This is a genomic window from Mesobacillus sp. LC4 (assembly GCF_053543455.1).
In genome coordinates this window covers 39134-62283 of sequence record NZ_JBGCUB010000006.1, presented here as the reverse complement: position 1 = coordinate 62283, position 23150 = coordinate 39134, and the positions used below count along the sequence as shown (strand labels likewise).

The window sequence follows — 23150 nt, the reverse complement described above, 5'->3', positions numbered from 1 at the left end:
ATGGAATTAAATTTTATAAAACTTTTCAGGGGTGTAAATGTGAACTCTACAGCAGAAACAATACAGGAATTAACGGAAAAAGAACAATGGTTAGAAGCCTTTCCCATTATGAATCAGTTACGTACGGATTTGACTCAAAGGACATACCTTGAGTTACTAGAAGAAATGAGGAAAGATGGATATTCTTTGTATGCTTTATATAAAGATAATCGGATCGTATCTTTAGCCGGTTTAAGCTGGAGAGTGAACTTCTATAATAAACGTCACGTTTTTATCTATGATCTGGTAACAGATCCTGCCTACCGCTCATCCGGGTATGGAGAGAAATTATTAAGCTATATACATAACTGGGCAAAAGAAAATGGAGCTGAATTTGTGGCATTAGAATCTGGTATTCAGCGAGACAAAGCTCACCGATTTTATGAAGAGAAATTAGATTATGATAAATGGTGCTATTCATTTAGAAAAATGTTATAAAATAGGGCTAATGGTTCGACTAGGGAAGATAATCCGGAATAAATTGAATGCACAAGTTGCGGTCTGGATGCCTTTGTTACATTAGCTAACGGATTTTATATAGAAAGAGGAGAAAAGTTAATGAAAACAGAACAACAGTATTTTGAAGAGGGAAAATCGATTCAAACGTATATGGATGAAATGGGCACGTTAAAAGAAGAAAGTTTTGCTGTTTATGAACAGTTTCAACTCCCGGCAGATGGATTTGCTGAACATTTAAAACAAAATGAACTGCATTTCCTAACGATTACCGAAGATTGGTGTGGAGATGCCATGATGATCAATCCCGTCATTCGCAAATTGGCTGAAGCTGCAGATACTGAAATGCGCGTCGCATTACGAGATGCAGATACAGATTTGATTGATCGTCACTTAACAAATGGTGGACGTGCTATTCCCATGATATTATTCTTCAATAATCAAGGACATTTACTTGGAAAGTGGGGACCACGTGCTCCAAAAGCTCAGCAAATAGTAGATGAAGTTCGTGCGGCATTGCCACCAAAAGATGATCCTACCTTTGCAGAGAAACAAAAAGAAGCCTTTGGTTCTTTAAGAAAAAGGTATACAGAGGACCAAGCTCTATGGGCAGAGGTTTATGATCATTTTAAGGAAACAGTATTAACCATTTTGAAGTAGGGTTTGCTGCAGTGATGATTTATAGATGCCAATTAAAAAGAGAATATCATGAATTGAGGAAATGTCACCAATCAGCGGTGACATTTTTTATTGTACTGAAAGTGCAGTTTAGTGGAACAAGATGAAACCTTGATTTTTTTGAAACGTATTCACTTGTAAGATCTGATTTATTTTGGAGGTGCTATTTCTTCATGGTCTTTCATTCAAAAGTAGATTCCTTTTTTAGAAACTTTATATTGGTTGTGGTGCTCGTTATTGCTTTAGCATCATTCTTTCCATTATTCATTGAAGGCGGCACTCAATTACCAGTCGTTCTGACTCTCAGTTCAACCTTCCTTATTGTGATAAGTTTTATACTATGGACTGCTTTTTCAATTAAGTATATTTTCTATGGTGATTATTTGCTCATAAAAGGCGGGCCTTTTAGAAGTAAAGTTCTCTACGAAAATATAATCGAGGTAACATCTACTAATGATATCTTTACAGGTTATAGAATATTGTCTTCGAGAGATGCACTCGAAATCTTCAATAAAACAACACTTTTCGGAAGCATAAAGATTTCACCAAAAGAGAAGAGAGAGTTTATGACTGAATTGGTAAAAAGATGTCCCAATGTAAAAATAGAAGGTTGTGTAGAAGAGACTAGGTGAATCATACTGGGTAAATAAGGAAAAATAAAAAATGGTTGCATACAGTTTAATGACCATGTATTATGTAGGTAAGCGCATACAGAACGGGTTGTTACTGTTAAATCAGGCAAAACCGATTCCTTTTAACAGGGGATGGTTTTGCCTTTTTTGTTAATGAATAAGTATAGACATTTTTCACTTAGATTAGTGTCTAGCTCCAGCGCCTAGTCCCTCGAGTCGCTTCGGTCCGCCCGGTGAAGTCAAAGAACGACTTCACTGGTCGGCCCTCCAGCGCTTGTCGGGACTGACCAAGGCGCTTACGCTTTTCTTGTCGGAGGTGGATGAGGTGAAGATCAATAAAATACTGAACAACAATGTAATTGTCTCTACAAAGGATCAGCAAGAAGTAATTGTTATGGGGCGAGGGATTGCCTTCAATAAACGAGTTGGAGAAGAAATCGACCAAGAAAAGGTAGAAAAGATCTTCACTTCTGAAGACAAGGATCTTACAAAGAAGTTCAAGACCTTAATTGCTGATATCCCGATGGAATACATGGAGATGTCGGAAGAGATCATTCAATATGCTAAGGAAAAGCTTGGTAAAAAGCTGAATGATAGTATTTATATTTCGCTTACTGACCATATTCATTTTGCGATTGAGCGATATCATAATAATCTTCCAATCAAAAACGGATTACTATGGGAAACGAAGAACCTCTATAAAAAGGAATTCGAAATAGGTCTTGAAGCCTTGAATATAATATGTGACTCTTTCAATGTTATTTTGCCAGAAGATGAAGCGGGTTTTATCGCGCTGCACCTAGTTAATGCTCAGTTGAATGAGGACATGTCCAATACGGTTGATATGACCAAGGTGATTCAAGATATTTTAACCATTGTGAAATACAGTTTTAAAATTGAGTTTGATGAGAATTCGTTGAACTATCATCGTTTTATCACTCATCTGAAGTTCTTTGCTCATCGACTGGTCAAAGGGGAGCATTATAAAGATGGGAAAGACGACCTTTTGAATGTCATTATTGACAAGTATCCAGATGCTTATCAGTGCTCAATGAAGATTAAGAAGTTTGTGGAAAAGCAGTACCGATATGAGTTGACAGAACAAGAGATTCTTTATCTGACGATCCATATCGAACGTGTAGTGAAAAGATAAATATTCTTTCCATTTAGGATTGTTACTCTGTGAGGCAAAACCTAAATTACGGGAATGACGGGCTATTTATGTCCGGACTTCACGTAGTTTAGGTTTTTTCTTTTATCAAAAATGCTTTGAAAATAATTGGGGGTGCATGGTGATGAACCATCAGGAGCTAGGTATAAAAATTTTAGAGCTGGTCGGCGGGGAAGAAAATGTTCAAAGTGTGATCCACTGTATGACCAGACTCAGGTTTAACCTTCGTGATAACAGCAAGGTAAAACGGAGCGAGTTAGAAAGTTTGGATGGTGTCATGGGCACGAATATAAGCGGTTCACAGTTCCAGATCATTATCGGAAATGATGTACCGAAAGTGTATAAAGAAATCCTTAATAACAGTCACCTTAAAGAAGACAGTAACAATGGTGGAAATTCAGGACGTACTAATGTAATAAGTTCAATCTTTGATGTCATCTCTGGTGTTTTTACACCGATTCTTCCGGCCATTGCAGGAGCAGGTATGATCAAAGGGATCCTGGCGATCTTGTCGACATTCGGCTGGCTTGATCCAGCATCTCAGACCTATATCATTTTAAATGCCATTGGCGATGGAGCGTTTTACTTCTTGCCAATTCTGTTAGCCGTCAGTTCAGCTCGTAAGTTTGGAAGCAACCCTTATATAGCTGCAACCATAGCCGCAGCGATTTTGCATCCGACGCTAACAGCTTTGTTAAGTGCAGGTGAACCGGTCAAGTTCATGGGACTGCCAGTCATAGCAGCCGTTTATTCATCAACTGTTATTCCGATCATCCTGGCCATTTGGATTGCTTCACATGTTGAAAAGTTTGTGGATAAATTTACTCATAACTCTTTGAAACTGATCGTTGTACCGACTTTAACCATTTTGTTTGTTGTGCCGGTAACATTAATGACAGTCGGACCTCTTGGTGTCATTTTAGGTGATTATTTATCTAGTGGTTTAAGTTTCTTATTTAGTGATTATGGATTCATTGCAATGGTTTTACTGGCTGGAACTTTCTCACTGATCATAATGACGGGTATGCATTATGCTTTAGTACCAATTATGATTAACAACCTGACAGTAAAAGGGATTGATTATTTAATGCCAGCAATGTTCCTGGCAAATATGGGGCAAGCGGGTGCTGCATTCGCTGTTTTCTTAAAATCAAAAAACAAAAAGTTTAAATCTCTATCATTAACAGTCTCGATCACTGCACTTATGGGTATTACAGAGCCTGCGATGTATGGAGTGAACGTAAGGCTTAAAAGGCCGTTTGCTGGTGCGTTATTAGGGGCAGCGGTAGGTGGTGTGTACTATGCAATCACAGGAGTAGCTGCCTATATCCTGGGCGGAAGCGCTGGTTTGCCGGGAGTGACATCATTTATTGGACCAACTTTTGTACACGCATTAATCGGTCTTGCCGTTGCATTCTTTGCGGCAACCATCATTTCATACCTGTTAGGCTTTGAAGATATTCCTGAAGAAAACAAGGAAGAGACGAATACAGATGCAGGCGCAGAACTTTCAGTAGCAGAAGGTGATTCCGTTCTAATAAGCCCGATCAAAGGAGAAGTTGTAAAACTTTCAGATGTGAGTGATCCAACCTTCTCGTCAGAAGTAATGGGTGATGGAATTGCGATTAGACCGCTTGATGGCAAGATCGTTTCACCTGTTAATGGTGTTGTGACAACGCTTTTTAGAACAAAACATGCAATTGGTATCACATCTGAAGAAGGTGCGGAGATTTTGATCCATGTTGGAATAGATACCGTAAAACTGGATGGCAAACATTTTGAAGCTTTGATTCAGCAGGGAGATAAAGTAGTCGCTGGCCAGCCATTATTAGAAGTGGACATTGAAGGCATCAAGCAAGAAGGCTTTGATACAGTAACACCTGTAATTATCACAAATACAGCATCTTTTGAAAAAGTGGATAAGACGAATATGGCCACTGTTACACATAAGGATGTTCTATTAAAACTTGAGGCGAAAACTTTAAAAAAGAGCGTGGTTTAAAACCTGCTCTTTCATATAAAAAACTAGGAGGCAATTACTATGACTTTTCCAGAAAACTTTTTATGGGGCGGCGCGACAGCTGCCAATCAATTAGAAGGTGCATCTCTAGAAGGCGGCAAAGGACTTAACCTTGCAGATGTATTACCAGGAGGAAAAACTCGTCTAAAGATTCTTGCGCAGCCGGGATTCGATTTTGAAATGGATACAGAGAAATATACTTACCCAAACCATGAGGCGATTGACTTCTACCACCGTTATAAAGAAGATATTGCTTTGTTCGCAGAAATGGGCTTCAAAGTGTTCCGCATGAGCATTGCATGGAGCCGTATTTTCCCGAATGGGGATGAGCTTGAACCAAATGAAGAAGGCTTGGCTTTCTACGATCGAGTATTTGATGAACTTCATAAACACGGAATCGAGCCATTGGTGACCATTGCCCATTATGAAACGCCATTGCATCTGATTAAAGAATATGGCGGCTGGAAGAACCGCAAATTGGTTGAATTCTTCGAGCGTTATGTAACGGTTCTGTTTAACCGCTACAAAGATAAAGTGAAATACTGGCTGACATTCAACGAAATCAATGGTGCCACTCACTTCCCGCTGTTCGGTCTGGGATTCTCAGCAACCAGTGAGGAATCACGTCTTCAGGAAAGCTTCCAGGGACTGCACCATCAATTCGTTGCAAGTGCGATTGCTGTAAAACTTGGACATCAAATCATTCCTGGATCACAGATTGGTAATATGCTGATCTACGCACCAACGTATTCATACGATTCCAATCCAGAAAACGTGATGCATGCTTTGGAAGATGGAAGAATCTTTAATTTCTTCTGTGGAGATGTGCAGGTTCGTGGAGAATATCCAACATTCATCAATCGTTATTTCAAAGAAAACGATATTAAGATTGAAATGCACGAAGGTGATCTTGAGACAATCAAAGAAGGAACGGTAGACTTCATTTCCTTTAGCTACTATATGTCAAGAACAGAGAAAAAGGAGAAAACACAAGAAGAGGTGGGAGAAGGCAACCTGATCGGCGGTGTGAAAAATCCATTCCTGAAGGCAAGCGACTGGGGCTGGGAAATCGATCCAACGGGCCTCCGTATTGCACTGAATGAGCTATACGACCGTTATCAAAAACCACTGATGGTCGTTGAAAATGGACTAGGTGCCTACGATAAAGTTGAAGAAAATGGAAGCATCAACGACGATTATCGCATTGATTATCTGCGTGATCATATTCAGGCAATGGGCGAAGCAGTTGAAGATGGTGTAGATGTCATTGGCTATACATCTTGGGGCTGCATTGACTTAGTCAGTGCCTCATCTGGAGAATATTCCAAGAGATACGGATTCATCTATGTCGACAAACACGACGATGGAAGCGGAACACTAGAAAGAAGCCGAAAGAAATCATTCTACTGGTATAAAGACGTGATCAGCAGCAATGGAGAAAATCTGTAAGAGACACAGTTTTTTCTCCTGGAATAAAGGGGAGGAGCGTGAAGCAGCTGAGCTTTGCGCTTCTTTTTATTTTGGCGGAAATGGTACATGCCGTATTCACCATCAACACTGAGACGCAAGAACCGTCCCTATGTCTCGTGGAGCAATCGATGGTGGTTGATGTGCCAATTCTTTTAACATTTTGCTGCTGATTTTAATAGAAGTTAGCATTGAACGATTCACCTATATATTACATTAATTACATGACCTTTATTATTGGGGGCATTTTTGCTGCTATTGTAGCTGATAAGAATGTATCTCCTTATTTTAGACGGGAGGATTCTGGTTCTGCCGATTCAGTCTGACGCATTTCCTTAATCGCACTCACTCCAAACAAGCCAATGAGAGAAAAGATGACGGGAATGATGAAGCCATAAAAGTAGCCTTCAGTCATACTGCCTGAAACAGACTGATAATGATCCAATACTTTCCCGAAAATGACTGGCAGCAGAACAGCACTTAGAAATCCGCCTGTATTGGCAAAACCAGATACAAGGCCGGATTCCCTTATAGGAAAGGATTGACGGACGACAGCAAAGGTTAACGCGCTTGCTCCGAATCCAAAGCCGATGATAAAGAAAAGCAGAACGAGCATGAAAAATGGCGGATTCCCTTTGAAGAAAAGGAAGGCGGACCAGCTTGTGAAAATAATGAAATGAACAGTGACATAAGGACGCTTAATGGTTTCAAGCCGACTTGAAATCCAACTGGTTAGCGGGGCTCCTATAAGTGCTCCTATAAGACCAACCATTATAAGTTGACTGGCATCTGATCGAGTCAAATCATACATATTCATTCCATAGGGCACTGCCCATGAACTAATAAAGCCAACATAGCCGCCAACAACCCCGAAATGACAGAAGAATAATGCCCATGCCTGCCGGTTCAAAACGATTCTTTTCAATAACATCGAAATGTTTTGACGCTGGGTTTCATCTTTTACAGTTACCGATTCATTAGGAAAGAGTTGTCTTGGTTTCTTTACCAGTACAATATATAGAAGAACTCCAGATAGACATAAGGCGATGCCCGCAGAAAAGAAGGCTGCTCTCCAGCCAAGTAAGTCAATCCAAGCGGAGAAAGGAACGGTCGCCAGCAGGAAGCCAAGACTTCCTGTCATTCCCGCGAAACCGATCAATCGAACAAATTCCTTTACTTTAAACCACTGGCTTAAAATCAATACCAAGTTGACCCAAATCGTCGCATCTCCTATTCCCGTAAGGATTCTGGCGAAAAACAGGACAAACTCATGTGTTCCAAGACTATAAAGGATCGTGCCTAACCCAGTAATGAAGGCACCGATAATGAGAAAAAAATTGGGTCCGAACCGATCAGCCAAAATTCCCATTGGAATTTGCAAACTCGTATAAACAAAGAATTGCATGCTCGTTAGTAACCCAATCGTTGTTGCGGTTACATGGAAATCCCTCATCACCTGCTCTGTAATCAATCCCGGAGCTGTTCGCTGGCTGGACATTAATAAGTAAGTGAACAATACGGAAACAAACACAACCCACCGAAACCTGCTATTTTGTTTGTCCAATGATTTCTACTCCCGTTAGCTTTTACACTATATATATGGGAATCCAGCAGCAGTCATGATAACTTACTATGTCCCGCCTATCCTATTGCCACTTATAGACAGTCACCTTCGTTCCACTGCCTGGCGAGGAAGTAATATAAAATTCATCCATCATGTTTTTTATCCCTGGAATACCGAATCCGAGGCCGCCTGATGTGGAATATCCTGGTTCCAAGGCTTTGCCGATTTCTATGATTCCAGGTCCCTTGTCACTGGCTGTGATTTTCAAACCATTTTTATTTCCTTTTTCAATCTGCTCAAAGCGGATCTGTCCTGTTCCGGCATATCTGTATATATTTCTTGCAAGCTCTGATACTGAGGTGACGATTCTCGCCTGATTAATAGAATCAAAACAGAGCTCGTTGGAAAAAGTCCTTCCCGCTGCGCGGGCTGTGATAATGTCCTGTTCTAATTGGATGAGAACCAGGGCCATTTTATGAATAATCTCTACCATTCCTTTGCCACCACCTTTTGCTGTGTATATCAATCGTGTTTTCTATTGGAGGTTCCATTGAGAATTCGGTTTTAAAAAAGCTTTCAAATGATTTCCTTAAAAAGAAAAAAGCCAAAAGAAGGGTGGTTAATCCCTTCTTTTGGCTTATGTCTGGTTCTATCGCCCAGCTCATTGCTGCCTTCAGCTATTCGGTTTTAATATTAATACGACCAAGCTTTTATCCAACTCGAAATCCCATGACACAAAAGCGTTTTCCACTTTGGCTTCGAGATACGTCTCAAGCTGTGGGGTATGCTGGTACAACAGCCTCTTTTCAAGGTTACGCTTGGCAAGAGTGAGAGCTTCGGTAAAGCCTAGATTGATCATTTCTTTTTCTACACTGATCAAGATCTCATTCCTAATGATGACCAATGTTCTTGGGTTCAGCATACAGGAATCAATGCTGCCGGGTGGCTTTTCTGCCTTTATGCTCACCTTAATGATTTCGTCGTGGACCTCATCCTGATTTCTGTAAAAGTATTCCTGTTCATCCATCTGACTTTCCATAACGCCGATGAACATGCCGGTATGGCTGTCAAGATTCCAGTCATAATGAAATTCATTCAGGTTAATATCAAGATTAATTTTTAGGAAAGCTTTGATTTCCTCAGTCAGGGTCTGCATGAGCATATCCCTGATTTTCTCCACATATTTGCTTTGTTCTTTGGTCATCAATTTATCTTCCATGGGAGACAGAAAGTCTTTGATATACACAGTGATATAGGGATGGGCAATAGTGGCGAATACAGAACCAGGACCTTTGCCAAAATGTTCCCGTAAGATTCTTCCTATGTAACTCCCCAGCTCTTTTTCCTTTTTCCTTACATCCATTCTCGTCATCCTTTTCAGATTCAGGCATGATATCCCTAGTCCATTTATTTTTTTGACGATATGTAAAAAATGCTATTGAAAAAACCAGCGATTTTATAATCCGTTATTACTTATATATTTTCTTTCTACATTCCTTTCTACATCTATCAAGGAAATCCCTTTGAATTTTGTGTTTTTATTTTAAATATGGGGGAAAATTGGTAAAAAGCACATTGACAGTTTTATGTTGTTTGAAATTGATGATAAAATAAAAAAAGGAAAGAGGATATGATGCTTCTTTCTTTAAAAAGGGTGGACCACAAAATGGATATTAAAGCACAGCAAACAAAATTGGCGAATAATTTTGGCAAGCTGCTGCGTGATAAATTTGGCAAAGGGCCAGAAGTGATACATGTTACAATATCACGGCCGTATGTATTGGTTTATATAAGCGGTTTTATTTCACCAATGGAGCAGGCGCTTCTGGAACAAGGACAGGAACTTACCGTCCTGACGACAAGGGAGTACTTGATGAAATCATTGGACCCTGAAATTTGCGGGCAAATTAAAGCTTTAACTGATATGGAAATACAGCATATGTATTATGGTTGGAATTTGCAGAACCTTTCTGGAGTTTTTGTAGCCATCAGTCCGGACAGCCCGGAAGAGGGAGCAGACTCCAGGGCTGATTACCAAGGCAGAGATGAGATTCACAAGGAAATCACCCATATAAGCGAGCAAGCAGAAAAAGCACCTGACAGTGTTTACTCTTACATGCTCAGCTCCCGTTCACTGATTGTCATCCGGGAGGGAATATTAGTGCCAATCGAGAAACAGTTGGTTTCCCTTGGATTCGATGAGACATTACGCGTAGCAAAAAGACAGCTTGAAGGCGGAATGCTGACTGGCAGCACCCAGTTTTCTGAAATACTTGATTCAAAAATCCAGGACATCTTTGTTGACTGGGATTTTCATCTTGATAAGAGTGTCATCACTATAATTATGAAACCAAATAAAGCATAGGCAGTGGTGATCTGGACACATTGTGCCAGACCTAAGCCGAGAAGAGCAGGTAAGTGCCTGTTCTTTTCGGCTTTTTCTTTTTTAAAACAGTATAAGCGTACCGAAGCTCCTTTGTTGCAGCACATACGTCAGAAATCTACCTTACTACGAAAGGGATTATACAGATGACCCACATCGAAATGGCATTAATGAAAAATGAACTACACCGGCTGCAATCGGATTATCAAAAATGTGAGGATGAACGGCTTAAGGAGTATATCATGGAGGACATCAAGCTAATCGAGCACGCAATCAATATGAGAGTAAGCGAGGCAAAGTCCAAGGTGTAATGGAATCAGGGATATGGGACATCCCTGTTTCTCCCTTCCGTATGTCCCAAAAGGTTGTAAAACGGGAAGGGAGAGGATATTTTTGTGAATTTATCTAGCTGTGTGACTTTTATTTAGTTCACTTTTTTCTACAGAAAATCCAATTCTGTTTAAAGCTCTTTCAAGGCTTGCTTCAATCGTAATTCCTTGAAGGTTATTATTATATTCTATTGCTTTTAATGCTAAATCGGGCCTTATTCCTGTTAAAACCGGTGTTACGCCGACCAATTTCAAGATGCTTGCGATTCTCAGCAAGGAGGAAGTCACTATGGCATCAATCTGGATAATTCCTGATAGATCAATGATCAAGTATTGAAGTGACAGCTCCTTACTCTTAGTAAGAGCAGCATAAATGATATGCTCTACACGTTCTTCGTTCATCAAACCAATAACAGGCAAAATGGCTACTCCATTTGTTATGGGAACGAACGGTGCCGATAAATTTTGGATCTGTTTGTTCGCATAATCCAAATCAAGCACATAGGTAAGTAAAGATGCCATCGTTTCAAACATCTCAATATGTTCCTGGCTTAATTCAATTGGCTTTTTATCAAGACCACAAATGGTGCCGTAATTCTCACCATTGCCATAATAGATGGGGATGCCGATAAAGCAGCCGCCCCCTAAGTTTTTTGTCACATTAAGAGCCGCCGTAAGTTCATTTTTATGAAGGTCCGGGATGAAGAGGCTTTCTCTTCCGTGATCCACACTCAATTTACAAAAGGTTTCTCCGAAAGGCAAAGTATCACCTTGTTCTAATAAAACCTCTTCCTTATTGAATACATTAACAATTTCATTTATTCGCTGATCATTTCTCGCTATAAACAGTGTATTTATATCGATGAATTTACTCATGATTTGAAGAATATCATTTGCAGCTTCTTCAAAATTCTTAAATGATTTTAGTTCCTTGATCATGCTGTTAGCTGACATTTTTACCCTACCCCTGCAAATTGATTTCTTCTATTAAGATAAACAATACCTTTAACTCCCATACAAAGTTTCTCAATAGTATATACACATAACTTTACTTAAACAAACATGAATGCGTGTTTAAGGAGACTAGACGGTCCTTTGTTCCCGGTTAAGAGAGCAAATAAGGTAGGAGATTCCATTCCAAACTTCTCAGCAGATGATCCATGGCTTATTAGACGAATAAAACATTGCTGCAGGGATGTGAATCATTTGCGCGATTCTAATTCTGACTGGTGTACGAGTTCAATATTCCTGCTAGCTGGATTTTTGATTTCAACATAGCCTGATTCATATTGATGCACAATAATATGCTCTTTCCCTTGATAAATGACTTTTTCCTCATTCGCCAAATAAGTCGCCTCCGGTAAAAAAGTTTTAGTAACTTATACCTAAAAATTGCGTGGTGTAAACTTAAAACAATATGGTGAGACTTATGGCCATTGCTTAAGAAGAGGAAGGCCACTTGCGATGGGCAGACAGCAAAGAACGCCTGGTTGATCAACCAGGCGTTCAATGGGAGCAAGGGGACGGAATTATTTTTGGAGTCAAAAGGCAATGTCCCTATGCTTCCTCGGATCAATAAAGCCTGTTTGTATATCCTTCCTTTAATTCCTTTGCCACTTGTTCAGGGGTCGTGTTTGGCAGTTTTGCGTGTGCAACCAGCATGCTGGGGACAGAAGGAAGGGTTTCTGTCTGCAGCCATGAGTCCGGCTGCCACAAGTTTGATCGGATAAAAGCTTTGGCACAATGAGCGTAACATTCCTCGACTTCTACTAAAATACCAAACAATGGAGTCTTTCCATTGACGGCTGTTTTTTCAAGAAGGTCAGCATCACGGCAGATATAGGCTTTCCCATTGATTCTTAAAGTCTCACCCAGTCCAGGTATGAGAAAGAGCAGGCCGATATGAGGATTTGAAATGATGTTATGAACAGAATCCATTCTTCGATTTCCAGGCCGTTCTGGGATAAAAAGATGCTGATCATCAAGAACGGCCACGAACCCGGGAGAATCGCCGCGTGGTGAAACATCACAACGGCCGTCAGCGTGAGAAGTGGACATAGATAAAAAGGGGGACTTTGATATAAAGTTTTTACAATGGTCGTCAATAAAAGAAATGACTTTATTCGCTGCCCTTGCGCTTGGATTTCCAATCGATGAACGAAATTCTTCAAATTCTTCCTGTGTTGAGATTATATCTTTATAGTTTGATATCATGAGGTCACCTTTCAAATTGGGTATTTGTAACAATGTTACCATTTATTTAGTTATAATTCATTACTTGCAGGGTCATTTGAAGATCAGTGGAGACCTAATAGGAAATCTCAGCCAAAAGTTGTAGATAGATTACACCATCCTTCCGACGAGATCGCTTAATGGTTTTTTTATAATAAAGGTAAGAAAAAATCATAGGAAGGTGTTCAAAATGAACCATTTTATCTGTAATACTTGCGGTGTCCAATATCCCCATTCTGCTCACGCTCCTGAAACCTGCCCGATTTGCGCTGACGAAAGACAGTACATTCACCCGGATGGACAGTCATGGACAACGCTTCAACAGCTTGTAGATTCAGGGAACTATAAAAATACCATTGTCCAAGAGGAGGAAGGACTGTACAGCGTTACCACTACTCCTTCGTTTGCAATTGGGCAGACAGCCTATTTAGTCCGGAATGATGGGTTCAACTTGCTATGGGACTGCATCACCTATCTGGACAAAGAGACAGAAAAGGAAATCCATTCTCTAGGAGGAATCGATGCCATCGCATTGTCCCATCCGCATTATTATTCGACACAGGTGGAATGGGCTGAACGGTTCGGAGCAAGCATTTATATCCACGAAGATGATCGACAGTGGGTCACAAGGCACAGTGACAGGATCATATTCTGGTCTGGTGATTCCCTTGAGCTTGATGGTGGCGTAACATTGTATCGTTTGGGTGGTCATTTTCATGGCGGAAGTGTTTTACACTGGGAAAATGATGTGAACAAGCAAGGGGTACTACTTACAGGTGATATTATTCAAGTAGTCGCCGACCGACAATGGGTAAGTTTCATGTATAGTTATCCAAACCTTATCCCGTTGCCAGCTACCAAGGTTCAGGAGATGGCAGCTAAAGTCAGCGTTCTCCATTTTGACAGACTTTATAATGCATTCCATCGTGTCATTAAGGAAAATGCCCATCAATCTGTTCAAAAATCCGCTAAAAGGTATATTGAGGCTTTGGAGGGAAAGTTCGTTCATTTAAACAACTAAATCCATTCACTTATCATATAGGAAAAGAAGGCTTACCTTGCCCATTGGCAGGGAAGGCCTTTATTTGTTTTTCATCATTCTTGAACTATCCATGTGTCTTCCATCGGTACCATTCTAGCCCATTGAAATTAGAATATACTATTGCTAGTAGTCTATAATTATAAATTATTGGAACATGAATCATGGTGATGTTGGTGCGATTTATCTATCATGCCCGTCCTGTTTGGATGGTCTTGTTGTTCAAAGACTTAAGCAGATGAAAAAAAGGCTTCTCTCATCATATATTGGTTCCAGAATGGCCTGCATCTGGTTCAGCACCAAGGAGGGGCTATTTCGGAAAAGGAAGACGCTTCAAGTTCAGGCTCTGATTAAACGAGAGGTGGGTGCAGCGGAATGTGGAATAGCTTAAAAAGACTTCATCATTTGAATGGATATGCTACCTTATTTTTATTCATAAGTGGGATCTTGCTTTTCATTCCTTCATTAAGGGGGCCGTTGGCTTCATACCGTGTCTTGTTGAAGGATGTCCATATTTGGATCGGTTTTGCAACGGTTGCCTTCCTTCTGCTTTACATCCGCTATTTTGCTTTCCATTACAAAGTGATAAAAAAACAACAAGGGAAGAAGCGGAATCTTGCGATGGTCATTGGATTGATCATTGGCTGGATTATTAGCGGTACGGTACTGACTTTTCAAAGAAGTCTTCCTGAAGAACTCGTTCAAACGTCATTGGTCGTACATGATGTATTCACCTGGATTGGTCTGCCGGTCCTCCTTTTCCACTCCGTGACTAGGTCAGGCTGGTTTCGGAAAAGGTCAGCTCAACTGCAAGAAAAAAAGAAAGAACTATACGCCTTCAGCCGCAGAGGATTTTTTAAATACGGCATTGTCACTTTGCTTGCGATCTTACTGGGTCCATCTATTTATAAATGGCTTAAACAAGTGATGGATGATGGGGGATCGACACTGCAGGAGGTGGCGCTGAACAGCACAAATGAGCTTTCGCCACTGCCCATTCCCGCCAAGCAATCCGCCCCTCCCATTGGTGGAGGGTATGAAGGCAAATTCCGGATTTATACAGTAACGGAGACACCGGTTTTTACGAATGAAAACTGGAATTTTACGATTGATGGACTGGTTGATGAACCAGTGTCGTTGTCATGGGAAGAATTCGTCAAATTGAAGAGGACAGTCCAGGTCAGTGATTTTCACTGCGTTACGGGATGGTCCGTGCTTCATGTCACGTATGAAGGCATACTGCTGAAGGATCTCATGAAGAAAGTAAAGCTGAAAGAAAATGCCTCCCATCTAAAATTTTACTCGGGCGACGGTGTCTATACTGACTCATTATCCCTTGAACAGGCAGCCTTGGATGATGTCATGGTCGCTGTGCTCATGGATGGAGAGCTGATCCCGTCAGACTATGGAGGCCCTGTCCGGCTGATTGTCCCCAAAATGTATGCCTATAAATCCGTGAAATGGCTTGTAAGAATCGAAGTCATCGATCATGTGCACGAAGGCTACTGGCAAGTGAGGGGATATGATACCGATGCATGGGTAGGAACATCAGGGACAACTTAGAAAGATAGAGCGAGTACAAAAACCGCAGCAAACAGGGAGCATGGGTGACGGACCTTTTGCTCCTTTTTTCGTCATTGTTTTAGGAAGAAAAAGGTACGTCCCTTTGCTTCCTAACTATTTCGGTTCCCGAATGAGACGCGAGAACCGTCCCTGTGTCTCTAAAAGCTTTTGCACAATGAGCGTAACATTCTTCGACTTCTACTAAAATACCAAACAATGGAGTCTTGCCATTGACAGCTGTTTTTTCGAGAAGGTCAGAATCCCGGCAGATATAGGCTTTCCCATTGATTCTTAAAGTTTCACCCAGTCCTGGAATGAGAAAGAGCAGACCGATATGAGGATTCGTAATGAAGTTATGAACGGAATCCATTCTTCGATTACCAGGTCGTTCTGGGATGAAAAGGTGCTTCTCATCAAGAACTGTGACAAAACTAGTGGAATCTCCACGTGGTGAAACATCACAAAGGGAGACTTAGAAACAAAGTTCACACATAAAAGAAATGACTTTATTCGCCGTCCTCGGACTTGGGTTTCCGATCGAAGGACGAAACTCTTCAAGTTCTTCCTGTGTTGAGATTATATCTTTATAGTTTGATACAACCCTACTCCTATGTCACAGAGGAATTTAATATTTTTTAAATAGAGTTACCTTTCCATCCCACTTTTATTAGTCGAATCACATATATAATTATTAAACTGAAGAAGGCGACTTTTAAATAGTTATTTAAACCTAGGATAGAATAAACAAAACTGAACAGCGCAAATATATATATCGGCAAAGCAGTAAACATGAAAGATAACGCATTTGTGGATTTGTAAGTCAATATTATTGATAAGACAACGCCAAACAAGCTCACTAGTGCAAGAAGTGGGGTAATCCGGGTGTCCCCAGGGTTGGTGAATATAAAAACAACGTATGCCAAGAAAATTAAAGACATAGCAATCATAAGTATTACCTTGATTGACTTATTTTTCAAACTTTATCTTCTCCTTTCTCAAAAAAATCCCTTTCATTTATTCTATCTTGAATTGTAATAATTAGGAAGAGGATATATGCCTATAAAAACTCACCCTAACCTTACTAATCAATATTAACTAGTATTGGTTTTGGGAAATAAGTAATTTGAACTGTTTTGGTATTTATTAGGTAATTAGGTAGAATATTTCCAGTCTGTTAAGTAACATTAAGCTTGTACAATATCAAATAGGGAGGAATTGCATTATGAAGATTAAAAAGAGATTAACCAGTACATTAATAGTTTTAACAACTTTGACTTTGCTATTTATGTCACTATCTAGCGTCTCAGCTCAAACTGTTAGTCAGTTCGAAAGATCCACATTAGAAAAGGATGGCTTTGAATACATTGAAGACAAGCCTGAATTTGCAAGTTATTTATTGGAGACTGATGAAGGTGTACTACTTTATGAAGAAGTTATTAAGAGCAATAAAAATAAGGAAACCATTACCACTTCAGTTTTTAGCACTGTAGATAATGAAAAAGATAAATTAATAGAAAAATTCAAAACGACTATTTCAAAAAGAAATGGAAAAGTTGAGGATACGGAGCAGGAAATCATAAAAGAAAAGGAACCAGTGGTTTCAAACGAGTATAGTATTACTGCTACTTATTTATCAAACTACTCAAGAATTCCTGGTCTTCATATGCACTATGTTAGTAACTATACAAATAGATTAGCAGCAGCTGGTTATGGTAACTGTAAAGGTAAGTCTGGATATATAATCGGGGATTATAATTATGGGGTGTTTACGAAAAGAATAGATTCAATGCGAATCATAGAAGAGGGATCATTTACTGCTAAAGCTATTGAAGTTATTGGAGCAGGCGCTACGTCTTTATTAAAATCGGGTAAACTTTCAGTCACAGTGGTTAGAGCTGTTTTAGGGATTACAGCTGCATTGGCAGAAGCTTGGAACATTGGCAACTGGGTATATCATTACAACGGGGCTGTTGATGCATTTTACAAGATTCCTCCTAAAACTACTTCTGGAACAATCTGTTCCTAAATAGATTATAAAGAAAACTAACTCAGTCCGATGTTTGAGTTAGTTTTCTTATTTTCTGGACTAGATATTAATCCTGTCTCATTGGGGACAAATAAAGATTGGGGTTGATCAAACTAATATATTAAAAGAGCTCTACGGCGATAATATGGACATTATGGACGTATTAGCAAACTTAAGAGTTGAATCCTTGCTTAAAAATAACGTAGAGAAGTTGCGTCAGGCTAAAGGTAAAACCGATCTTGTTAAGTTTTTTGATAATGAATTAATGGGCACTTGTAACATGGCTGATAAGTATAGACAATTCATCGTTGGTCTAAGGACACAATTAGAGAATATCACCTTAAATGAACATTTAAGGGCTAACGTAACCGGTATTTTTCCAAAATGTATGCCTATAAATCCGTGAAATGGCTTGTCAGAATCGAAGCCATCGATCATATACACGAAGGCTACTGGCAAGTGAGGGATATGGTACCGATGCATGGGTGGGAACATCAGGGACAACTTAGAAAGATAGAGTGAGAACAAATCAAGGAACAAACAGGGAGCAAAGGTGGCAGACCTTTTGCTCCTTTTTTCGTCATTGTTTTTGGAAGTAAAAGGTCCGTATGCATCTAAAATTATTTTGCTACGTTTATAGCATATAGCTTAAGTTCCTCATCATCTTGAGGAAGAGTCACGTATCCTTCGAAAGTCATACCAAGCTTTTCAAGGAGTTTGGAGGAGGAAGCATTGTCTTTGGTTGTAATGGCAACGATCCGATCCAAACCTAGTTTACGGGCATATTCCAATGTCCCTTTGGCAGATTCAAAGGCATATCCTTTAGATTGATGTTCTGCAAGAAAGGCATATCCAATATCGACATCCTCCAGCCCATCCCGTTTAATCAAACCGCATAAACCAACCGGCAGCTTGCTCTCTTTCAGTTCAACCACAAAAAGGCCGAACCCAAATTTTTCGTACATCTTTCTTGGCCCGGTCAAAATATAATTCTTAGCATCCTCAAGCGAGCGAATCCCTTTATCTCCAATATAATTTAGCCATCCTGGTTCATTCAGCAATGTAAAAATGAACTCCTGGTCACTGACCTCCAGCCAGCGGATATTCAAACGCTCCGTCTCAAATACAAGCACAAGTCTAACCTCATTTCTAAAAATAGTTCAGTGTAGCACCATCTTATCATGATGGAAGGTTTTCAAGAGAAGCTTTTTTCATTAATCGGTTCATAAATGCGAATCAGGACAGTCTCAACGTCCCTACATACTTTTTCAGAAAAATTTTGACAATATGAATATATGTGCATATACTTAAAACAAATAAAAAGTTGCATTAGGGAAAATTAATAGGATGGAGGAAAGAAAGATGGCTAGGACTAATAGATTGACTCTTTTTGAAGGGGTAAAAGGCGATTTAATAAAAATTTCTACTCTGAGACTGGAAGGAATCATGCGGAGAAGATTGCTCGATTTAGGATTTGTACCAGGAGCAATCGTGGAGGTCCTTAGAAAAAGTCCATTAGGTGACCCCATTGCTTTTCGTGTCTCTAGTACTTCGATTGCTTTAAGGAAAGAAGAAAGTATTCGTATTGAAGGGGAGCTGATCAACCATGGATAATCGGTACAGGATTGCATTAGCAGGAAACCCTAACACAGGAAAAAGTACATTGTTCAACACTCTGACAGGGTTGAAGCAGCATACTGGAAATTGGGCAGGTAAGACGGTCGAAATGAAGGAAGGCATGTTTTTATATAAAGGTAAGTCTTACTCTATGATTGACTTACCCGGTACGTACTCCCTCTTCTCCAACTCCCTTGATGAAGAAACAGCGCGGAACTATATTGTTTTTGAAAAACCGGATCTAACCATCGTTGTATTAGACGGAACAGCACTAGAGCGGAATATGAATTTGGCTCTTCAGGTATTGGAACTGACGGAAAGAGTAATTGTCTGCATCAATCTAATCGATGAGGCTGAAAAAATGGGGATCAAGATCAATGAAAAAATGATGATGAGGCGGCTAGGAGTTCCTGTAATCAAGATCTCGGCCAGAAATAAAACCGGTCTTCCAATGCTTTTGGACACCATTGAAAGGGTAATAAGCGGTGTGATTCCTTGTTCCCCAATCAAAATCACCTATGATGAGGAAACGGAACAAAAAATAGATTCACTTTTGCCAATGGTTCAAGAGGTATTTGGAGATACGGTACCAGCCAGGTGGCTTTCATTAAGACTGCTGGACGGTGATAAAACTCTTTTGGAAGAATTGAAGATTAGGAATGGAACAAAGGAGGCCTTAAGCTAATGGAGTATTCAGCATTAGAAAAACAACAAATGTTAAGTGACCTTTTTAGCCAAGCAGAAAAATATACTTCATCACAAACAAGGGACAAAATTGTTGAGGCGTTATACGAAACTAGCAGAGAAACAATCAATGCAAGTGTCATCTATTCAAAAACAAGGCATGACCAGCGTACGGAAAGGCTGGATGCTGTATTGACTTCTCCGATTTGGGGATTCCCGATCATGCTGCTGATGTTAGGAGCGGTGTTTTATTTAACGATTGCCGGGGCAAATATACCATCCGCCATGCTTGCTGAATTTTTTGGCTGGGTGGAAGGGTATATTACAATGGCCTTCCATTTTCTGAATGCTCCAGAGTGGCTTCATGGGGTTTTGGTACTCGGGTTTTACCGAGGGACTACCTGGGTGGTCAGCGTGATGCTCCCTCCAATGGCCATATTTTTTCCCACCTTTGCTCTCTTAGAGAATTACGGCTATTTGCCAAGAGTGGCTTTTAATATGGACCGATTGTTCAAGACCGTTGGAGCTCACGGGAAGCAATCATTGACGATGGCGATGGGGTTTGGATGTAATGCGGCAGCTATGATGTCAACTAGAATCATTGAATCACCACGTGAAAGAATGCTAGCCATCTTGACCAATAATTTTGTCCCTTGTAATGGACGATGGGGCACACTCATCCTTCTAGCATCCCTATTTATGGCCGCCAGTTTTACGGGTGGATTCAAATTGCTTGTTACCACATCCGTCATTGTGGGAATTGTCTTATTCGGGATCATTGTCACGTTCTCTGTATCTTGGATTCTATCAAAAACCCTCCTGAAAGGTGTTCCGACTCACTATACGTTAGAATTGCCGCCATATAGAAAGCCGAAAATCTTTGATACGGTCATTCGATCTTCAATAAACAATTCTCTTGCCGTACTTAATCGAGCCGTGAAGGTCGCGGCACCTGCAGGGATTTTGACGTGGGTATTGGCGAACATCGATATAAATGGAATCAGCGTATTATTACATGTCGTACAATTCCTCGATCCATTAGGACAAATGCTTGGGTTGGATGGTTATATCCTGATGGCCTTTATCATCGGTTTGCCAGCAAACGAAATCGTGTTGCCGGTTTTATTAATGGGGTATCTTTCAACTGGGGAGTTGGTGGACGCTGGCGGAATCGAAAATATTAAACAGATTTTTCTTGAGCATAATTGGACGTGGCTTACCGCATTGAACATGATGTTATTTTCATTACTACACTATCCGTGCGGGACAACGTTGATTAATATATACAAAGAAACGAAAAGCAAGAAATGGACATTCATGGCTTTCATCATACCGACGGTGATTGCGCTTGGAGTCACTTTCGTCATTGCCCAGACTGCCCTTTATTTTGGATGGGTGTAAAGTAGAAGAAACGTGGGGACGGTTCTTTTGTTTCAGTAAATTGCATATTTTACCGTCGCTATGCTTCCCGTAAACCGGATGGCGCAGAAAACAATAAGGCGGAAAAGTAGGAAGGAAACACAGCTGATGGCAGCTGTGTTTCTTTTTTTATCCCCGTGTCCCATTGTTTTACCTCCCCAATGGAACGTGACCACTGTCACTGAAATCCCCCCATAAAAAAAGAGGTTAAAAGACTCAAAATTACATAGAGGGATTTATATCTTAGTTTTCTATAGTGTTAATATGATATAGTAAAATTAGTAACAGGTACTATAAGTTAGTTGTAAAAAGTTTTCAGGATTGGATTTCGGTTTATTAAACAAACTTTATTCGTCATGGAGGGTATGCTTTGCTAACTAACCATTTAGATTTCAGACTCGAACCAAAGGTCAGGGAATTGTATGAAGAACATAAAAAGAGGGCTGAGAAAATTGACTGGGGCTATCATGAATTTCTGCCATGGGACAAGGCGCAGGATTTCAGGCGTGTTCCATGGGACGAAAGCCAGGTGACCCTGCCTCAATCCGTTATTACTGCTGTTGAAACAGCTCTCTTAACCGAAGTGAATCTGCCGTGGTTTACCTCTTATCTGGATCAGACCTTCAAAGGGTCACTGACGGTCATCAAGGATTTTGTCCATACCTGGACAGCAGAAGAGGATCAGCATTCAAACCTGCTTGAAACGTATTTATTAATCACACGGAATGTCAATCCGAATCGGCTTCACGAGCTACATAAGCAAACCGTTGAAAATGGCTGGAACCCTGATTTCCATACGCCATTTGAGACGATGGTGTATACCTCTATGCAAGAGCTCGCAACCATGGTTTTTTATAATAATGTGGCAAAGGTAGCGGGTCCGCACGACCGGGATTTATCAAGCCTGTTGCGTCGTCTGGCCAAGGATGAGACCTTGCATTATGCCTTTTACCGGGATGTCATCAAATATCATCTGCAATTGGAGCCGAATTACTGCTACTACCTGGGGAATGTGATCATGAACTTCAAAATGCCGGGTGCCGTCATGCCTGACTTTGAAGACAGGATGTCAATCATTGCCAAGGAAGCAAACTACGGCCCGCTTGAGTATTTTGATCAGGTACTTGATGTGATTGTAGACTACTGGGAAATTGAAAAGCTGCGGCCGATCGCGCCGGAAGCTGAAAAAGCCAGACTTGATATCCTGAACTATCACGCCCGTTTAAAAAGGGTCAGGGACAGGTTTTATAAAACAAAGTGATAAGTTGAACCAGCGGGGGTGCTGGTTTTTTATTGAAGAAGAATAGGGACGTGAAACGTGGGGACGGTTCTTCTGTTTCAGTAAATAGCGTATTTTAACAATTTATGAAACGCCAGAACCGTCCCTGTGTTTTTGACTTTCATCGCAGTTGAACCGTAACGTTCTCATCCAACTAAAGTCCCTTGCAATTTTTCCTAAATCTTGTTATTCTTAGGTAGAATTATTTTTGTTCGGTGTAAAGTTCGACTCTTCGTTCTAATGATCACTTTGGGCAAGGATAGTAATACAATGTGCATTAGCACTAGGAGGCAACAAACATGGAACAAGGTACAGTAAAATGGTTTAACGCAGAAAAAGGTTTCGGATTCATCGAGCGCGAAGGTGGAGAAGACGTATTCGTTCATTTCTCTGCAATCCAATCTGAAGGTTTCAAATCATTAGACGAAGGTCAAAAAGTTACTTTCGACGTTGAGCAAGGTGCACGTGGACCTCAAGCTGCTAACGTTCAAAAAGCTTAATTTTGATATAGTATACCGAAACAGACTCCAAAAGGGTCTGTTTTTTTATTTT

Annotated in this window: 24 protein-coding genes and 1 pseudogene; 17 read left to right on the top strand and 8 right to left on the bottom strand. The window is 40.3% G+C overall.

Annotated elements, in window-relative coordinates; all coding sequences use genetic code 11:
- From AB5I83_RS18015 to AB5I83_RS17990, 6 genes are all read left to right on the top strand, one after another.
- Positions 1-477, top strand: a complete 477-nt coding sequence (locus tag AB5I83_RS18015) for a GNAT family N-acetyltransferase (protein ID WP_448977272.1) — start codon at positions 1-3, stop codon at positions 475-477.
- Between the two features lie 120 nt (positions 478-597).
- On the top strand, positions 598-1155 hold the full coding sequence (locus tag AB5I83_RS18010) for a thioredoxin family protein (protein WP_448977270.1): 558 nt from the start codon (positions 598-600) through the stop codon (positions 1153-1155).
- A gap of 191 nt (positions 1156-1346) precedes the next feature.
- Positions 1347-1805: a PH domain-containing protein gene (locus AB5I83_RS18005; RefSeq protein WP_448977268.1), complete on the top strand. Its 459-nt coding sequence runs from the start codon at positions 1347-1349 to the stop codon at positions 1803-1805.
- A gap of 325 nt (positions 1806-2130) precedes the next feature.
- A complete protein-coding gene (gene licT / locus AB5I83_RS18000; RefSeq protein ID WP_448977266.1) occupies positions 2131-2958 on the top strand; it encodes a BglG family transcription antiterminator LicT in 828 nt (275 codons plus the stop codon).
- Between the two features lie 142 nt (positions 2959-3100).
- A complete protein-coding gene (locus AB5I83_RS17995) occupies positions 3101-4978 on the top strand; it encodes a beta-glucoside-specific PTS transporter subunit IIABC (protein ID WP_448977264.1) in 1878 nt (625 codons plus the stop codon).
- Between the two features lie 39 nt (positions 4979-5017).
- On the top strand, positions 5018-6445 hold the full coding sequence (locus tag AB5I83_RS17990; RefSeq protein WP_448977262.1) for a glycoside hydrolase family 1 protein: 1428 nt from the start codon (positions 5018-5020) through the stop codon (positions 6443-6445).
- A 301-nt stretch (positions 6446-6746) separates the two neighbouring features.
- Here AB5I83_RS17990 and AB5I83_RS17985 read toward each other — a convergent pair whose 3' ends face one another.
- From AB5I83_RS17985 to AB5I83_RS17975, 3 genes are all read right to left on the bottom strand, one after another.
- On the bottom strand, positions 6747-8027 hold the full coding sequence (locus tag AB5I83_RS17985; protein WP_448977260.1) for an MFS transporter: 1281 nt from the start codon (positions 8025-8027) through the stop codon (positions 6747-6749).
- A gap of 82 nt (positions 8028-8109) precedes the next feature.
- Positions 8110-8508, bottom strand: a complete 399-nt coding sequence (locus AB5I83_RS17980) for an anti-sigma regulatory factor (protein ID WP_448977632.1) — start codon at positions 8506-8508, stop codon at positions 8110-8112.
- A gap of 192 nt (positions 8509-8700) precedes the next feature.
- On the bottom strand, positions 8701-9390 hold the full coding sequence (locus tag AB5I83_RS17975; RefSeq protein WP_448977258.1) for a Na-translocating system protein MpsC family protein: 690 nt from the start codon (positions 9388-9390) through the stop codon (positions 8701-8703).
- Positions 9391-9693: 303 nt separating this feature from the next.
- Here AB5I83_RS17975 and AB5I83_RS17970 point away from each other — a divergent pair, with 303 nt between their 5' ends.
- Both AB5I83_RS17970 and AB5I83_RS17965 read left to right on the top strand, forming a co-directional pair.
- On the top strand, positions 9694-10392 hold the full coding sequence (locus AB5I83_RS17970; protein ID WP_448977256.1) for a Na-translocating system protein MpsC family protein: 699 nt from the start codon (positions 9694-9696) through the stop codon (positions 10390-10392).
- Positions 10393-10556: 164 nt separating this feature from the next.
- The gene (locus tag AB5I83_RS17965) at positions 10557-10721 is read left to right on the top strand and encodes a hypothetical protein (RefSeq protein WP_448977254.1); all 165 of its coding nucleotides are present in this window, start codon (positions 10557-10559) and stop codon (positions 10719-10721) included.
- Positions 10722-10811: 90 nt separating this feature from the next.
- Here AB5I83_RS17965 and AB5I83_RS17960 read toward each other — a convergent pair whose 3' ends face one another.
- From AB5I83_RS17960 to AB5I83_RS17950, 3 genes are all read right to left on the bottom strand, one after another.
- The gene (locus AB5I83_RS17960) at positions 10812-11693 is read right to left on the bottom strand and encodes a GAF domain-containing protein (RefSeq protein ID WP_448977252.1); all 882 of its coding nucleotides are present in this window, start codon (positions 11691-11693) and stop codon (positions 10812-10814) included.
- Positions 11694-11941: 248 nt separating this feature from the next.
- Entirely contained in the window at positions 11942-12085 is a 144-nt protein-coding gene (locus tag AB5I83_RS17955) for a hypothetical protein (RefSeq protein WP_448977250.1), read from the bottom strand.
- Between the two features lie 226 nt (positions 12086-12311).
- Entirely contained in the window at positions 12312-12953 is a 642-nt protein-coding gene (locus AB5I83_RS17950; RefSeq protein WP_448977248.1) for a pyridoxamine 5'-phosphate oxidase family protein, read from the bottom strand.
- Positions 12954-13161: 208 nt separating this feature from the next.
- Here AB5I83_RS17950 and AB5I83_RS17945 point away from each other — a divergent pair, with 208 nt between their 5' ends.
- Positions 13162-13992, top strand: a complete 831-nt coding sequence (locus AB5I83_RS17945; RefSeq protein WP_448977246.1) for an MBL fold metallo-hydrolase — start codon at positions 13162-13164, stop codon at positions 13990-13992.
- A 393-nt stretch (positions 13993-14385) separates the two neighbouring features.
- Positions 14386-15573 (top strand): molybdopterin-dependent oxidoreductase, encoded by a 1188-nt coding sequence (locus AB5I83_RS17940; RefSeq protein WP_448977244.1) that lies wholly within the window; start codon positions 14386-14388, stop codon positions 15571-15573.
- A gap of 160 nt (positions 15574-15733) precedes the next feature.
- Here AB5I83_RS17940 and AB5I83_RS17935 read toward each other — a convergent pair.
- Positions 15734-16153, bottom strand: a pseudogene (locus AB5I83_RS17935) (pyridoxamine 5'-phosphate oxidase family protein); the annotation flags it as partial.
- A 642-nt stretch (positions 16154-16795) separates the two neighbouring features.
- Between AB5I83_RS17935 and AB5I83_RS17930 the strand changes: the two are divergent.
- Positions 16796-17599 (top strand): hypothetical protein, encoded by an 804-nt coding sequence (locus AB5I83_RS17930; protein WP_448977242.1) that lies wholly within the window; start codon positions 16796-16798, stop codon positions 17597-17599.
- Positions 17600-17753: 154 nt separating this feature from the next.
- Positions 17754-18005 carry a hypothetical protein gene (locus tag AB5I83_RS17925; protein ID WP_448977240.1) on the top strand — a complete coding sequence of 84 codons (252 nt, stop codon included), beginning with the start codon at positions 17754-17756 and terminating at the stop codon, positions 18003-18005.
- A 214-nt stretch (positions 18006-18219) separates the two neighbouring features.
- Here AB5I83_RS17925 and AB5I83_RS17920 read toward each other — a convergent pair whose 3' ends face one another.
- The gene (locus AB5I83_RS17920) at positions 18220-18732 is read right to left on the bottom strand and encodes a GNAT family N-acetyltransferase (RefSeq protein ID WP_448977238.1); all 513 of its coding nucleotides are present in this window, start codon (positions 18730-18732) and stop codon (positions 18220-18222) included.
- A gap of 229 nt (positions 18733-18961) precedes the next feature.
- Between AB5I83_RS17920 and AB5I83_RS17915 the strand changes: the two genes are divergently transcribed.
- The 5 genes from AB5I83_RS17915 (at position 18962) to AB5I83_RS17895 (ending at position 23098) form a co-directional block, all read left to right on the top strand.
- Entirely contained in the window at positions 18962-19213 is a 252-nt protein-coding gene (locus AB5I83_RS17915; protein ID WP_448977236.1) for a FeoA family protein, read from the top strand.
- A complete protein-coding gene (locus tag AB5I83_RS17910; protein ID WP_448977234.1) occupies positions 19206-19901 on the top strand; it encodes a FeoB small GTPase domain-containing protein in 696 nt (231 codons plus the stop codon). The genes AB5I83_RS17915 and AB5I83_RS17910 overlap by 8 nt, the downstream gene beginning before the upstream one ends.
- Entirely contained in the window at positions 19901-21301 is a 1401-nt protein-coding gene (locus AB5I83_RS17905) for a nucleoside recognition domain-containing protein (protein WP_448977232.1), read from the top strand. The genes AB5I83_RS17910 and AB5I83_RS17905 overlap by 1 nt, the downstream gene beginning before the upstream one ends.
- Positions 21302-21689: 388 nt before the next feature.
- Positions 21690-22580 carry an acyl-ACP desaturase gene (locus tag AB5I83_RS17900; RefSeq protein WP_226086681.1) on the top strand — a complete coding sequence of 297 codons (891 nt, stop codon included), beginning with the start codon at positions 21690-21692 and terminating at the stop codon, positions 22578-22580.
- A gap of 317 nt (positions 22581-22897) precedes the next feature.
- The gene (locus AB5I83_RS17895) at positions 22898-23098 is read left to right on the top strand and encodes a cold-shock protein (RefSeq protein ID WP_026694123.1); all 201 of its coding nucleotides are present in this window, start codon (positions 22898-22900) and stop codon (positions 23096-23098) included.
- The last annotated feature ends 52 nt before the right edge of the window (positions 23099-23150 follow it).

Bases quoted from the DNA above. Each gene is read 5' to 3' on its own strand.
- AB5I83_RS17915 (WP_448977236.1), top strand. From the start codon at position 18,962: ATGGCTAGGACTAATAGATTGACTCTTTTTGAAGGGGTAAAAGGCGAT.
- AB5I83_RS17950 (WP_448977248.1), bottom strand. From the start codon at position 12,953: ATGATATCAAACTATAAAGATATAATCTCAACACAGGAAGAATTTGAA.
- AB5I83_RS17975 (WP_448977258.1), bottom strand. From the start codon at position 9,390: ATGGATGTAAGGAAAAAGGAAAAAGAGCTGGGGAGTTACATAGGAAGA.
- AB5I83_RS18005 (WP_448977268.1), top strand. From the start codon at position 1,347: ATGGTCTTTCATTCAAAAGTAGATTCCTTTTTTAGAAACTTTATATTG.
- AB5I83_RS17905 (WP_448977232.1), top strand. From the start codon at position 19,901: ATGGAGTATTCAGCATTAGAAAAACAACAAATGTTAAGTGACCTTTTT.
- AB5I83_RS17970 (WP_448977256.1), top strand. From the start codon at position 9,694: ATGGATATTAAAGCACAGCAAACAAAATTGGCGAATAATTTTGGCAAG.
- AB5I83_RS18010 (WP_448977270.1), top strand. From the start codon at position 598: ATGAAAACAGAACAACAGTATTTTGAAGAGGGAAAATCGATTCAAACG.
- AB5I83_RS17910 (WP_448977234.1), top strand. From the start codon at position 19,206: ATGGATAATCGGTACAGGATTGCATTAGCAGGAAACCCTAACACAGGA.
- AB5I83_RS17960 (WP_448977252.1), bottom strand. From the start codon at position 11,693: ATGTCAGCTAACAGCATGATCAAGGAACTAAAATCATTTAAGAATTTT.
- AB5I83_RS17895 (WP_026694123.1), top strand. From the start codon at position 22,898: ATGGAACAAGGTACAGTAAAATGGTTTAACGCAGAAAAAGGTTTCGGA.
- AB5I83_RS17990 (WP_448977262.1), top strand. From the start codon at position 5,018: ATGACTTTTCCAGAAAACTTTTTATGGGGCGGCGCGACAGCTGCCAAT.
- AB5I83_RS17930 (WP_448977242.1), top strand. From the start codon at position 16,796: ATGAAGATTAAAAAGAGATTAACCAGTACATTAATAGTTTTAACAACT.
- AB5I83_RS17940 (WP_448977244.1), top strand. From the start codon at position 14,386: ATGTGGAATAGCTTAAAAAGACTTCATCATTTGAATGGATATGCTACC.
- AB5I83_RS18015 (WP_448977272.1), top strand. From the start codon at position 1: ATGGAATTAAATTTTATAAAACTTTTCAGGGGTGTAAATGTGAACTCT.
- AB5I83_RS17925 (WP_448977240.1), top strand. From the start codon at position 17,754: ATGGACGTATTAGCAAACTTAAGAGTTGAATCCTTGCTTAAAAATAAC.
- AB5I83_RS17945 (WP_448977246.1), top strand. From the start codon at position 13,162: ATGAACCATTTTATCTGTAATACTTGCGGTGTCCAATATCCCCATTCT.
- AB5I83_RS17965 (WP_448977254.1), top strand. From the start codon at position 10,557: ATGACCCACATCGAAATGGCATTAATGAAAAATGAACTACACCGGCTG.
- AB5I83_RS17995 (WP_448977264.1), top strand. From the start codon at position 3,101: ATGAACCATCAGGAGCTAGGTATAAAAATTTTAGAGCTGGTCGGCGGG.